Raw genomic sequence first — 13,279 nt, 5'->3', positions numbered from 1 at the left:
GGAAGTGTCACAATAAATCAGTTTCAGAATTATTTGACAACATCGGAATCAGAGTTTGATGCAACGCGACTGATTATAAATAGTAACGGGATATAGGCAAAGATGAAATAAAATCCTGACTCATTTATGATTTTTTCTAATGCACCGATCTTCGTTTGTTCTTTGAGCGCAAGCGCGGCGATGAGAAGGGTTGCCAGTATAACGGGTAGAGACAGCCGGGGTTTAAGCGCGGTAACTCTTTTCATAATTCTTGTACAGCACCATATAGGGATACAAACCGTCGGGATGATAACCAAAAGCCAGATAAAAATAAAAAGGTATTCAAACCTTGCAATGAAGGATAACTCAACGATTTTCGTCATCGCCAAGGTTGGCCATATCGTATGTTTCAGCAGTCCCTGACTAAAAAACATCAGAGTTACAATGATTATTGCCGTATGTTTGAATGTCGTGAAAAGCAAGGCGAAATGCGCCCATTTTACGTTTTTTTCGGGTAATTTTAAGAAAGGGAAGTAAATAAGCAAAGTTTCAAGTCCGAAGAAAATGAAACTGGAAGATTTAGATCCTTTTAGCAAATCAAGAAAAGAATGATTAAGCAAAGGCAATAAATTATGGAGATTGCCTTGTCGTATCGGGAAGTAAAGCAAAAAGAGCAAAGGGATCAGAGCCCCGAAAAAGCTAAACCCGGCAACAACCCTGAAACCGCCGGATACGACATAATAAATCATGCAAATTAAGAGCCCTGCCAAAGCCCATGTTCTAAGGGTTGGAAATACCCATACTTGAATGATTTCAATGTAAGTTCGGAAGTAAAATAGAGCCATTATAAAATAGTATCCGACTAATAGCAGAGAAACGGCATTGCCCAGGAAGCTGCCGAAGATCTTTCGGTGTAAGTCAATTACGTCTTTAGCCGGATTACCGAGCATCTTATAAACCATCCAGATGATTAGATGCAGGCTCAAACCCATGAGGATAATCGATATCCAGGCATCTTGACCGGCATCCTCAAGGACAAGACTTTGAAAATTCAGAATGTTAGCGGCAGTTTGGGAAACGCCGATTAAGAAAAATACAAAGTATCCGGAAATTGTGTAATTTTCCTTCACCCGATTCTGCACTAATGACCAACCCCTGAGTGTGAAATAATAATCTTCGTCTTAACTTCAAAATCCAGATTGGGGTAGATTTTTCCATTAAATCCGTTCTCGCTATAGCTTCTATGCTGCCTCCTGTATTGCTCTCCGAAGCCGATAGGATCGACATTGTTCTTTTGTAAACGGATTAGCATCGTTTTGATTTCCGAAGCTAATTTTTCTTCGATTTGCTTCCTTACCTTATGCAAATCGTCTTTTTTCTGAGCGTTTATATTTTCCGGAATTTCTCTAAGCACGATGGTTAATTCAAGGGATATCGCTGCTTTTCCGTTTTGCGCGATGGCTATTTTTCTCTTTCCGTGCAGAATGATAAAGGAATACATATCTTTTGGAACGGTCGTGAAATCATATTCGCCTGTCAGGGCTTTGTCTTTAAGGAGCTTTAAATATAATCCTTCTTCGTTGGTTAACCAGAGCTTTAATTCGGCCCCTTTAAAGACGCCGACACCATCCATATGTAATAAGCCCTGATCTGTATTGATAACGGGTAAATAAACATCCTGGCCTTCTCCATAATACTGATTTATGAATGAATGATAATTTGTTATCGGCGTATTCCCATGATGCATGTTTTGTTCGATTAGCTCCGATAAGAAAAAGGGAGGTTTTTTTAACGTTTCGGATATTATCGAACTGGCATTTTGTTTTGTTATAACTATGGTAGCATTGCTGCTTTTAATGGATTCTCGATTGATGATATCGGCAAGCTCAGAGATGGCTTCTCTTGCGATTTTTTCGCTAATTACCAATGTGCGCATTTGACCGATTTCGATAGGTTGAGGAGACTTGGCAGCTAGGGCTGTGAACATCCCGTACATGATTTTCGACTCCGCTGTTATCGGGGATACGGATTGTTCCCGGAAAGCTTTTATATACGTAGGATAAGAAGCGCTTATCTTATACGTCTCTCCTTCGATGTCTACGCCCATGCTTTGGAGAATACTAATCCGGTCGATTATCGTCTCTTGCGCGCAACCGGATAATAGGCAACAGCAGAGGAGAGCCAAGATATGCCCTTTCATGATTTCATCCTCCTATCTGCGCAACACTATTCATTATTATAGTCGTCACCGATATCTTTATTTTTTTGTACGGAATATCTTTTTGTCGAGAGAGGACGACTAAATAAAAATCGTTTAGAAAGAAGGGTAAAGGAAGAACGGATAAAACTGTCGTTGAAACTTTTGTGGCGAAAAGGGAACACGGGCACGATATACGGCGAACCCATCGATTTCAAACGCAATAAATGGCCTAAAATAAACATTAACCCAAACATTATGCCTAAACCGCCCCACAAGGATGCTAAGATAATCAATGGAAAACGTAAAAACCGTATCGTGTTGGACATCTTAAAGGCAGGCGTGGTAAAGGAAGCCAATGCCGAAAGAGCTACGATGATGAGCAAAATATTACTGGTTAAACCAGCTTGCACCGCTGCTTGCCCAAGTACAATACCCCCTACAATGCCCAACGTTTGACTGACTTTTGTAGGCAATCTGGACCCGGCTTCGCGCAGCAGCTCGATGGTTATTTCCAAGAACAGGACTTCCAGCAAAGGAGGGAACGGAACGTTTATTCTGGATTCGATGATTGGGCCTAAAAGATCCCTGGGAATGATTGTGTAGTGAAAAGTAAGAATCGCAACATAAAAGGAAGTAGCCAGCATTGAAAACACAATCCCAAAATAACGAATAAGACGAAAGAATGAACCCAAAATCCACGGCAAATAGTAATCTTCCCCAGAAGCTATAAAGCTAAATAAGTTGACGGGTCCCGAAAGTACAGTCGGAGAACCGTCACATATAAGGGATACTTGCCCGTTTATCAAAGAATACATGATTCTGTCCAGGCGTTCACTGGACAAAAATAACGGGAAGGGAGAATTCGAGTTGTCTGTGATAAGTTGTTCCAGAAGAGAACTGTCAAAAACCACGTCAAAATCAAGGTCCAAGAGCCTCTGCCTTGCCGTATTTACATGTTGAGGATTGGTAATACCCTCCAAATAAGCGATAACGATTCTCGTTTTTGAAATAGAACCAACGATGAGTTCCTCAAATATAAGTTTTTCAGTTACAAGCGCTCTTCGAAGTAAAGTCATATTGGTATCTATATTTTCGACAAAACCGACCTTCGGACCAATTACGCTGTATTCATTTTCGGTATCATTATAACCACGATGGCCCAGTTTTAAATCCGCGATGTCCACTAAAAGGCCTTCATTTAGATGGGGATCCATTTGAAGGAAAATTGAACCGTGAGCCAAACTTTGTAAAATTTCTTCCAGGTCTGAAGAAAGTTTGATTCCTTCAATGGGAATCAAGGCCTTTAAATTATGCAAATTTTTGATTTCACCATTCGAGATTTGAATAAAAGAGAGTAAATCATGGTGAAATTGTTCATGGTTTATAAGCGTTTTATAGTACGAAAAATGAAGAAGCTTATCTTTTATGCTTAGGGTTATCTGTAGAAAATCATCTGATTTTGAGAGCTCTCTTAAAGCCTTATGTATATTGGGGAGCATAAGACGTACCACCTGTCTAGGAAAAATAATTCGTCTTATTATGAGGTTCTGAAGTTGAAGTTATACCCGTTATTTTACAAAAGAGCAATCGATAAGAAATTTCCGCGCTTATCTCCTGATAGAATGGATGATGTTATCTGATACCATATTCAGGAAGATACGTTTCAGAAACTGATCGCTAATTAAAAACGCTGGTGTAAAAAGGAGATATCATGAAAACAACAAAATCAAAAGACGACACAATCTTAGCGTACGATGTCTACGGTAGTGGACCAGCGCTCGTATACATTACAGGAGCGAGCTGCTTTCGCTCATTTAAGCCAATTGTGCAGGATGCCAAAGTATTTGCCGCTGAATTCACAGTTTACAGCTACGACCGTCGTGGACGGGGCGATAGTGGCAATACGCTGCCATATTCTATGGAACGTGAAATCGAAGATATCGAAGCCATGATTGATGCAGCTGGCGGGACGGCGTATTTGTATGGACATTCCTCAGGTGCCGTGCTGGCACTTGAGGCTGCACTGCGACTGGGCAGCAAAGTACAAAAGGTAGTTATGTATGATGCGCCATATGTGCACGACGAGAAAGAAAAGGCCGAATACAAACAATTAAGTCAAACCATACACAAACTACTCGATAACGGCAAGAGAGCGCAAGCAATGAGCACCTTTTTGAAAGGTATTGGGATGCCAAAAGTATTTGTTTTGTTATTGCCGTTATTTCCTGGCTGGCGAACTATGAAAGCACTTGCTCCAACCCTCGCTTATGATATTGCTCTAACTCAGGATATGCCACCCGTTGAACGAGTCACTCGAGTTTCTGTACCAGCACAAATCATCGTTGGCGAAAAAAGCCCCGCCAGCATACAAGATGTCGGCCGCCAACTAACGAAGGCAATTCCAGAAGCAAAGTTCGTACAACTTGCAGGCCAAGACCACATGGTTAATGCAAAAACCTTGCTGCCATTGCTTTCGGGCTTTCTTAAGTAATATTGTGGTATCTATTCGAGGATAATTAAACGATGGAAGTTTAGGGGAAGCAAGATAGCTTAATAAAGACATTTGACGAAGGAACTGCCGCGTCAGCTCCTTTTGCTTCTTCTCCAAATCTTTTACTTTTTGTCATTGCATCGTTGAAAAAATGTCCACGCAAGAATGACCTATAGAACCAAGAAAATGCTAACTTTTCCCGCCGCTGTCCCGGATATTATCCGGTTCTCCCCTTTTTTTACGAATGACAGCCATAATCCACAACAAAGCCGGATACCCGATCGTAATAATCAGTCCTATTTTTCCGACAAATTCAAGAATCTGGTACATTTGAAGAATGTTTTGCGGCAGCATGGCGATCAGAAAGATAAAAGGGAGTATGAAATAAACGAACATTTTATGATCACGTAGATGAAACATATAGGTCAAGGATCTGATGATAAAATAATAACAGGAGAACAGCGCGGTGAACACATTGGTCACGAATACCGCCAGAAGCGCCGCATCCAGCCGTTCCAATATATTGGCCGGAACCGAGGTTGTTTTTGCCAATTCCAAGGTGGGCCACATCAATAATTTGACTTCCTCAGGTCCGAATACGGCTACAGAAGCAATGACGATGAGTACATATGTGCCGCTCGGAACTGCCCAGCCCCAAAGCATGGACACATAGGCTCTCTTGGGGGAGCGCATGAATGGGATGACCAGCGTCATGATGAATGAGCCTTGAAACAAGGCGGCAATCATTAATATCCCCGAAAACAATTGATGATGCTCGTTTCCCCATATCGGGAGCAAGTTCAGAATATGGGAATTTTTAAAAGACAAGCCTATAACGGTAATACCTGGCACCAAAATAAAAGGCATATAAAAAAGATGGGTGTTGACGAAGGTCACAATGTCAGTTCTTGCGAAGATTGCGGCAAGCAGCAGCATGACAAGGACAGTCACTTCCAAGGGAGTCTGTCTCAATAGGGATGTGACGACAACTTCTCCGAATTCCCGGGAAATGAGCGCAGTCCATACGGTGAAGAACGAAACGATGCTCATGCTTGCCACAAACGCGGTACCCCTTCCCAGAATGTCCTCGCTGTACTGCACGATCGATTTTTCAGGAAAACGTACGCCAAGTACTGTAATGAGAAGCAGCCCGAACAATCCGACCAATGCCCCGATTAATGTGATAAGCGGAGCTCCCGTATCAGCAGCAAAAACGGCAAGGCGGGGAAGCGCGAATACGCCGGCTCCAACCGTTGTGCTAATCAGAACTGCTGCCACCTGGATCGTTGTGATTTGACGCATCTCCAAGTTGATTTTCTCCTTCCTAGAAACAAGTCATGATACAGGTAGGATTCCATTTTTTTCATCCAAATATGTATCGCAGCCTTTGTTAATGGCGATTGAATACAAAAATTTGGGCACAATATATAAAACATTTCTGTCGAAGAGGGATCAAGTTGAAAAGAATTATGAACCGTGAGAATTACAAAAAGTCTGTTGATGCTCTATATAAGCTTTCCTCCTGGCTGCACTTTGGGATCTACGTCCTTATTCTCATTGCGTTGTGTCTTGGTATAGTCGGATTCATTAGCAAATGGTTTACATTATTAAACCAACCGTCTGATGTTCTGAATGATTTTCACCAAGTAGCAGAGGATATTTTTTCGTTGATCCTGGTCTTCGAAATAATGGAATTGCTGCGGCTGCGGAACCCCATGCGTCTCACAGATATTTTCTTGACGGTATTGGCACGTAAAATGCTTTTATCACCAGAGGAAAATAACCTCATTCTTTTGCAATCCATTTCGTTTTGCCTTGTTCTTGTGTGCAGGATAGTATGCACCCGGTTTATGAAGGAATAAATACGCATCGACAAATTTGCCCATTAAAAAGGACGATTTAAGCCAAGCAGCTTTCGTAGCATCAAGGTCAGCCGGAGATTTCTGGTTGGCCTTTCTTAATGTTCGGATGGGGAAGAGTACAAGTCTGATAGAGTAATTTTGACTCGAACCTTATCGGAGCAACATTAATATTTTTACAGACACTTCAAATAATGGACTCTTTTAGGACGCTCTTACGTATTAAATATAGATTCTGCCCCAAGCGTATGCTTTCGAAGGAGGATGGTCGATACGGTAAGCATCGCAAAAAAACTATTTTACTATTTTAGGAGGTTCTAATGCGAAAAAGAGGATTGTGGATGACGGCTGCGGCACTTGTGGTGTCGCTGCTGATACCGACGGGAGCTATGGCTGCCGGTCAAAGCGATACGCCCGACTATGAGGCCACGCGGAAGGCTGCTGCCGAGAAAGCCGAGCTGCTTACTGGAACTTACAATACGACAAGCGTTCAGTATGCTCTTATCGATCAAGGCAGGATTGTCATCTCCGGCGAGTCCGGCCGCAACGACGAGAAGGGAAAAAAGCCGCTGACGGAGGACACGATGTACGGCATCGGGTCGACAAGCAAAATGTTCATAACGGCGGCCGTGATGAAGCTGGCAGACGAAGGGAAAATCGATCTGGACACGCCTGTCGTTCAGTATATCCCGGACTTTACGATGCAAGATGAGCGTTACAAGCAAATTACGCCGCGCATGCTGCTGAATCATTCATCCGGACTTTACGGTTCGACGCTAACCAACGCTTTTTTATTTGAAGACGACGATACCTACGCGCACGATATACTGCTGAAGAAATTAGCGGATCAGAAGCTGAAGGCCGATCCCGGCGCGTATTCGGTTTACAGCAACGACGGGTTTACATTAGCTGAGCTTTTGGTAGAGCAGGTCAGCGGCATGGACTTCACCTCGTATATTCATCAATATTTTACGCAGCCGCTGGGAATGTCCAATACCAAGACCCCGCTGGATCAGCCTGACACATCCCGCATGGCGGGACTTTACTTCCCTACATATCAGGGACAGCTGCCGAACGAGACAGTCAACGTTATCGGAACCGGCGGCATCTACTCTACGGCGGAGGATTTGGTCCGTTTCTCGCAAATCTTCACCGGGCAAACCGAAGGCATACTCTCAGAAGATTCGGTAACCGCTATGGAGCAGGAAGAGTATAAGAGAGGAATGTGGCCCGAGGATGCGGATACGTCTGTCAATTACGGGCTTGGTTGGGACAGCGTCAATCTGTTCCCGTTCGGCAATTATGGCATTAAGGCGCTGACGAAGGGCGGAGACACAATTCTCTATCACGCCTCGCTCGTCGTGCTTCCCGAGCATAACATGGCCGCTGCAGTTCTCTCTTCCGGCGGCGCCAGCACGACGGACCAGCTGCTGGCGAATGAAATTCTGCTGGGAGCGCTGCAGGAAAAAGGGGTCATTGCCGAAATCAAGCCTGAGAAGTCGTTCGGCGCTCCAGTCAAGGCAGCGATGCCGGCGGAAATGATGAATGAAGCGGGAATATACGGAGCGACGAATCAAGTGATCAAGGCAGACATCAGCAAGGAAGGCGAACTGTCCGTATCGTCGGTGCAAATGCCGGAGGCTCCGGCAGAGAAATATGTGTACACAGCGGATGGATCGTTCATGAGTGCGGACGGAAACACGAAGCTCAGCTTCATGCAGGAGGAGAACGGGCATACGTATCTGTGGATCCGGGCATATGTCTCGCTGCCGGGTCTGGGCCAGACGGCCTTGTCGCACTACTCCGCCGAGAAGCTTGAAGCCAACAGCATACCGGAAGAGACTGCTGCGGCATGGAAGGAGCGCAGCGGCAAGAAATATTACCTGGTCGATGAGAAATATACGTCGCTTGCGTATTTGCTGCTGCCGGCCCTCAAGTTGGACTTGTTCCAAGAAACGCCCGGTTATGTGCTGGACCAAAAAATAACCGGTCCGAACACATCGGCCGGCGACTTGCAGATCCCGACGATGGCGGGCAGAGATACCCAGGCCTTTACCTTCTATAAAGAGGATGGAATCGAATATCTCGAATCAGGAGGAAGCCTCTATGCGAGTGAAGCCGCCGTGAAGCCGATCTATCCGGGCAAAAAATCGACAGCGACGATCCCGGAGAGTGGTCTGGCCAAGTGGTATACGGTATCCGGCAAAGCCGCCGGCAAGACCATACAGGTGAAGATGCCTGCGCACGGCTCGTTTGCCATATATGACGAACAGGGTACATGCGTGAACTACAGCGTAATCAGCGGCAATCATAAATTCGTACTGCCTGAGAACGGCTCCATTGTTTTTGCCGGCGAAGCCGGTTCGAAAATAGATATTTCCATTAAATAATACCTAAAACCAAAAGAGGGGGATTGTCTGCTGTCCAGACATCTCCCTCTTTCGTTATGCCGGCATGTTGTTGATGGGATTTATTGGTAAATATTAGATATAACAAGTCATAAAACCGTTAATCCAATCCTTTAACTGCGTAGTGAATGTTGGGAGTACGTTTTATAGTATAAGTACGAGGTCAGCATTCATGATAGGATGTGGGATAATGAAAACTAAAGTGTTAACAAAATCGCAAATCGAGCAATTCATCGAACTCGGATATGTTCATCTGGAAGAGGCGTTTCCGCGCAAGTCGGCGCTTGCCGCGCAAGATTTTCTCTGGACAGAGATAGAAAAGCAGGGTGTGAAGAAGAATGACCGCTCTACCTGGAATCAGCCGATGGTGCACATCAAGGAACAGTTTGACGCAGAGGAATTTCAAGTATGCAACACCTTGAGGCTGGCCGACGCCATTGAGGATGTGGTCGGAGAAGGCCGTTGGAAGGAACGCTCCGTATATGGGCAGGACGGTGACAAGACGCAGTGGGGCTGGTGGCCGATCAACTTCGCATCAGGAGCGGATCTCCCTTGGGATGTGCCGGCTAAGGGGTGGCACTGGGACGGAATGATGCGTCCGCATTATGTTGACAGCCCGGAGCAGGGCTTATTGCTGCTGTGCGTATTCTCGGAGATCGGCACACACAGCGGAAGCACACTGGTTGCCGAAGGTTCCCATAAAGTCGTCGCCAATGTACTGGCAGAGCATAACTACGGTCCTATGGCTGGTGAAGCGATCCAGATAGCCAACCGCTCTCACCCCTGGTTGAGGGAGCTGACGGATACAAAAGACCGTGATGCAGCGGTAGCTGATATCTATGCGAACGACACGGCTGCAGCGGCTGTGCCCGGAGGTAGTGATCGTATTCAAAGGTTCATGGAGCAGACGCATGTGGACAGCAACGGGTTTCATCTGCGGGTGGTTGAGACGCCCGCATCTCCTGGCGATGTGCTGCTCTGCCATCCGTTCCTTTATCATAGCGCGTCGCAGAATCATTCCGGGGTGCCCAGATTCATGTGCAACCGCGCCACTCCTCTGGACAGACGGATGAATTTGAACAGAGCGAATGCTGAGGATTATTCTCCGCTTGAGATCAGCGTGCGGCGTTCAATAGAGCGGACTTGAACCGCCTCATACACTCCAGGCATTAATCAATAAGCCGCCGTTTCCTTCGGGAGATGAGCGGCTGTTTTCTTGTTTATTGCCAATGGATTTCACAGAAGTCCTCATACAAAAATGCCCCGCGCACAGCATTCGTCGCCAAGGGCTGAAGTTCACTCATTCCTTGAGGACACCGCTGAGGGCGGGGCATTGTTTTAACTGTCAGAAAGTATAAAATTTGGCCTCTACTTTTCAGATAATTTTGAGGAAGATACTAACTTTTACGGCCAAAAGACGGCTTCTGCCGTTTCTTCTTGGTGTTATGAGTATACGCTCCTCTAATTTGTCAGCTGCATGAACAGTTCAAAACAGGCTTGCGTGCAGCCGTCGTCTCGTCCAGTCTGCGGACAACCGTGTTATAGGGCGCGTTGATGACGAGCTCCGGATTGGTTCTGGCTTCTTCAGCAATCCGGATCATGGTATCAATGAAGCCATCAAGCGTCTCTTTACTCTCGGTTTCGGTAGGCTCAATCATAATACACTCCTCCACGTTAAGCGGGAAGTATATGGTCGGCGGGTGGTATCCAAAGTCAAGCAGCCGCTTGGCAACGTCCAGCGTCCGAACGCCGAAGGCTTTCAGGCCGCTCCCCGACATAACGAACTCGTGCTTGCACAGGCCAGGATAGGGAATCTCGTAATGCGAAGCAAGGCGGTGCATCATATAGTTGGCATTAAGAACCGCGCATTCGGATACGCGCCGCAGCCCTTCCGGACCGTATGTCCGGATATAGGTATACGCGCGGACTAGAATGCCGAAGTTGCCGTAAAAGGCTTTGACGCGGCCAATCGATTCGGGACGTTCGTAATCAAAGAAGTATGATCCGTCTTCTCTGCGGCTGACGAGCGGCTTCGGCAAGAAGGGGATAAGAATGCTCTTCACGCCGACCGGACCCGAACCGGGGCCGCCGCCGCCATGGGGCGTGCTCATCGTCTTATGCAGGTTAAGATGCACGACGTCAAACCCCATATCGCCTGGACGGGTAATTCCCATAATGGCGTTAGAGTTTGCACCATCGTAATAGAGCAGGCCGCCCGCTTCGTGAACGATCTCCGCGATCTCCACAATCTGCTCCTCAAACAGGCCGAGCGTGTTTGGATTGGTAAGCATCAGGGCTGCAGTATCACTGCCCACCTCCGCGCGAAGAGCATCCAAATCGACCATGCCGCGTTCATTTGACTTGATCGTAACCGTCTCGAAACCTGCGACGGTCGCACTTGCCGGATTTGTTCCGTGCGACGAGTCGGGAACGATCACCTTTGTCCGTTTATCGCCTCTGCTCTCGTGGTAGGCGCGGATCATCATCAGGCCGGTCCATTCGCCGTGGGCGCCCGCCGCAGGCTGCAGCGTCACCTGGTCCATGCCGGTCAGTACAGCGAGATCATTTTGCAGCGTGTACATAATCTCGAGCGCCCCCTGGATGCTTTCCTCCGGCTGATACGGATGTATCTTGGCGAAGCCGGCAAAGCGCGCTGTATCCTCGTTGATTTTGGGATTGTACTTCATCGTACAGGAGCCAAGCGGATAAAAGCCGTTGTCTACGCCGAAGTTGCGGCGGGACAGCTCGGTGTAATGACGGATGACGTCCACCTCATACACTTCGGGAAGCTGCGCGGGGACCGCCCTTAGCATCGGGGACGGAATATATTCAATATGATCCGCTTCCGGCACGTCGCAAGGCGGGAGAGAATAGGCCGCGCGGCCCGGCTTGCTCAGCTCGAAAATAAGTGATTTTTCATGTTTCGCAGACATCCGGCTCGCCTCGTTCCTGTTCGTATCGCCGGTGCCCGACGTTGTCGTTGTCATATCGATTCCCCCAGTCGGCTTACAAAGCTGTCGATTTCGGTGCGGGTGCGTTTTTCAGTGACGGCGACCAGCATATGCCCTTCAAGCTCCGGATAGGCGAGACCCAGATCGTAGCCGCCGAGAAAGCCGGATTCGAGGAGCTTCAGATTTATATCTTTCACTGACGCCCCGTCCGGAAGCTTTACAACGAACTCGTTGAAGAATGGAGTGGAGAACGGAAGCTTGTATCCAGGTTGCTGCTTAAATTGTTGGGCGGCATAGTGTGCCTTCTGCAGGTTCAGGTTGGCCGCTTCCCGTAAGCCCTCCTTGCCCATTGTCGATAAGTAAATGGAAGCGCACAGGGCGAGCAGCGCCTGGTTCGAGCAGATGTTGGAGGTCGCCTTCTCGCGGCGGATATGCTGCTCCCGTGCCTGAAGCGTCAGCACAAAGCCGCGTTTGCCGTCGATGTCGGCTGTCTGACCGACGATCCTGCCTGGCATACGGCGCATGAGCGGCTCCGCGACAGCGAAAAAGCCGCAGGTAGGACCGCCGAGCGATTGCGGGATACCTAGCGGCTGCGCATCGCCGACGACGATGTCTGCGCCGATCTTGCCAGGCGCCTCGAGCAGACCAAGTGACATCGGATTGGCGCTGACGATGAATAGCCCTTTAACTCCATGGATAATCGGCTTAATGGCGGCGAGGTCTTCGACAGAACCGAAAAAATTTGGCGACTGGATGAGCACCGCCGCCGTCTTTGAGCTGACGGCTGCCTGAAGGGCATCGAGGTCAGTAACGCCGTTTGCATAGCCGATCTCCAGGATCTCCAAATTCAGGCCCTTGGCCATGGTTTGCACCATTTGCCGCGCTTCAGGGTGTACGGTGCGTGAGATGACGAGCTGTTTTCTTTTCGTCGCCCCGGCCGCCAGCGCACCGGCTTCGGACAGGGCAGTAACCCCGTCGTACATGCTCGCGTTGGCGACAGCCATACCGGTCAGTTCACAAATATACGATTGAAATTCGAAGATAGCCTGAAGCTCGCCCTGGCTTATCTCTGGCTGGTAAGGCGTGTACGCGGTATAAAATTCGGAGCGGGAGATCATATGGTTGATGACAACCGGAATATGGTGATCATATATGCCGGCTCCGAGGAAGCTTTTATAGCGGTCCGTGTCGGCGCTCCGTCCGGCCAGCTCCTTCATATGCTCAAGCAGCGAAAATTCGTCGAGTGCGGAAGACATAGGCAGCACTCCACGGTATCGGATCGATTCGGGAATATCGCGGAACAATTCCTCCGTCGTTGAGGCGCCGACCGTCTTCAGCATGTCGGCTTGGTCCTGATCAGTCATCGGAATATAGCGGTGAATACTGGTCAT

10 protein-coding genes are annotated in these 13,279 nt (G+C 47.6%); 4 read left to right on the top strand and 6 right to left on the bottom strand.

The genetic code is table 11. The features are described from left to right. Nucleotides 1-29 precede the first annotated feature (29 nt). From AC0YOA_RS20100 to AC0YOA_RS20090, 3 genes are read right to left on the bottom strand one after another with little or no spacing between them, the layout of a single operon-like run. On the bottom strand, nt 30-1,121 hold the full coding sequence (locus AC0YOA_RS20100; RefSeq protein WP_475788108.1) for a GerAB/ArcD/ProY family transporter: 1,092 nt from the start codon (nt 1,119-1,121) through the stop codon (nt 30-32). Next, entirely contained in the window at nt 1,121-2,179 is a 1,059-nt protein-coding gene (locus AC0YOA_RS20095) for a Ger(x)C family spore germination protein (RefSeq protein WP_475788107.1), read from the bottom strand. Before AC0YOA_RS20095 ends, AC0YOA_RS20100 begins: the two co-directional genes overlap by 1 nt. A gap of 26 nt (nt 2,180-2,205) precedes the next feature. Further along, entirely contained in the window at nt 2,206-3,678 is a 1,473-nt protein-coding gene (locus AC0YOA_RS20090) for a spore germination protein (RefSeq protein ID WP_475788106.1), read from the bottom strand. 212 nt (nt 3,679-3,890) lie between these two features. On the opposite strand from AC0YOA_RS20090, the gene AC0YOA_RS20085 reads away from it, so the two are divergent. Continuing rightward, complete coding sequence (locus AC0YOA_RS20085) at nt 3,891-4,670, top strand: alpha/beta fold hydrolase (protein ID WP_475788105.1); 780 nt, start codon at nt 3,891-3,893, stop codon at nt 4,668-4,670. 189 nt (nt 4,671-4,859) lie between these two features. Here AC0YOA_RS20085 and AC0YOA_RS20080 read toward each other — a convergent pair whose 3' ends face one another. After that, nucleotides 4,860-5,972 (bottom strand): GerAB/ArcD/ProY family transporter, encoded by a 1,113-nt coding sequence (locus AC0YOA_RS20080; protein ID WP_475788335.1) that lies wholly within the window; start codon nt 5,970-5,972, stop codon nt 4,860-4,862. Nucleotides 5,973-6,127: 155 nt separating this feature from the next. On the opposite strand from AC0YOA_RS20080, the gene AC0YOA_RS20075 reads away from it, so the two are divergent. From AC0YOA_RS20075 to AC0YOA_RS20065, 3 genes are all read left to right on the top strand, one after another. Next, nucleotides 6,128-6,532: a hypothetical protein gene (locus tag AC0YOA_RS20075; RefSeq protein ID WP_475788104.1), complete on the top strand. Its 405-nt coding sequence runs from the start codon at nt 6,128-6,130 to the stop codon at nt 6,530-6,532. 317 nt (nt 6,533-6,849) lie between these two features. Further along, nucleotides 6,850-8,919, top strand: coding sequence for a serine hydrolase domain-containing protein (locus AC0YOA_RS20070; RefSeq protein WP_475788103.1), 2,070 nt, complete (start codon nt 6,850-6,852; stop codon nt 8,917-8,919). 208 nt (nt 8,920-9,127) lie between these two features. Further along, nucleotides 9,128-10,084: a phytanoyl-CoA dioxygenase family protein gene (locus tag AC0YOA_RS20065; RefSeq protein ID WP_475788102.1), complete on the top strand. Its 957-nt coding sequence runs from the start codon at nt 9,128-9,130 to the stop codon at nt 10,082-10,084. 322 nt (nt 10,085-10,406) lie between these two features. Here AC0YOA_RS20065 and gcvPB read toward each other — a convergent pair whose 3' ends face one another. Further along, a complete protein-coding gene (gene gcvPB, locus AC0YOA_RS20060) occupies nt 10,407-11,870 on the bottom strand; it encodes an aminomethyl-transferring glycine dehydrogenase subunit GcvPB (RefSeq protein WP_475788334.1) in 1,464 nt (487 codons plus the stop codon). A gap of 50 nt (nt 11,871-11,920) precedes the next feature. After that, nucleotides 11,921-13,279 carry an aminomethyl-transferring glycine dehydrogenase subunit GcvPA gene (gene gcvPA / locus AC0YOA_RS20055; protein ID WP_475788101.1) on the bottom strand — a complete coding sequence of 453 codons (1,359 nt, stop codon included), beginning with the start codon at nt 13,277-13,279 and terminating at the stop codon, nt 11,921-11,923.

The organism is Paenibacillus sp. JT22N12, assembly GCF_056269365.1.
This window is presented reverse-complemented; position numbering and strand designations above follow the sequence as displayed.

Excerpts from the sequence above, each read along its gene's own strand:
- AC0YOA_RS20095 (WP_475788107.1), bottom strand. The coding sequence starts at position 2,179 with ATGAAAGGGCATATCTTGGCTCTCCTCTGCTGTTGCCTATTATCCGGT.
- AC0YOA_RS20090 (WP_475788106.1), bottom strand. The coding sequence starts at position 3,678 with ATGCTCCCCAATATACATAAGGCTTTAAGAGAGCTCTCAAAATCAGAT.
- AC0YOA_RS20085 (WP_475788105.1), top strand. The coding sequence starts at position 3,891 with ATGAAAACAACAAAATCAAAAGACGACACAATCTTAGCGTACGATGTC.
- AC0YOA_RS20080 (WP_475788335.1), bottom strand. The coding sequence starts at position 5,972 with ATGCGTCAAATCACAACGATCCAGGTGGCAGCAGTTCTGATTAGCACA.
- AC0YOA_RS20070 (WP_475788103.1), top strand. The coding sequence starts at position 6,850 with ATGCGAAAAAGAGGATTGTGGATGACGGCTGCGGCACTTGTGGTGTCG.
- AC0YOA_RS20065 (WP_475788102.1), top strand. The coding sequence starts at position 9,128 with ATGAAAACTAAAGTGTTAACAAAATCGCAAATCGAGCAATTCATCGAA.
- gcvPB (WP_475788334.1), bottom strand. The coding sequence starts at position 11,870 with ATGTCTGCGAAACATGAAAAATCACTTATTTTCGAGCTGAGCAAGCCG.
- gcvPA (WP_475788101.1), bottom strand. The coding sequence starts at position 13,279 with ATGACCAGTATTCACCGCTATATTCCGATGACTGATCAGGACCAAGCC.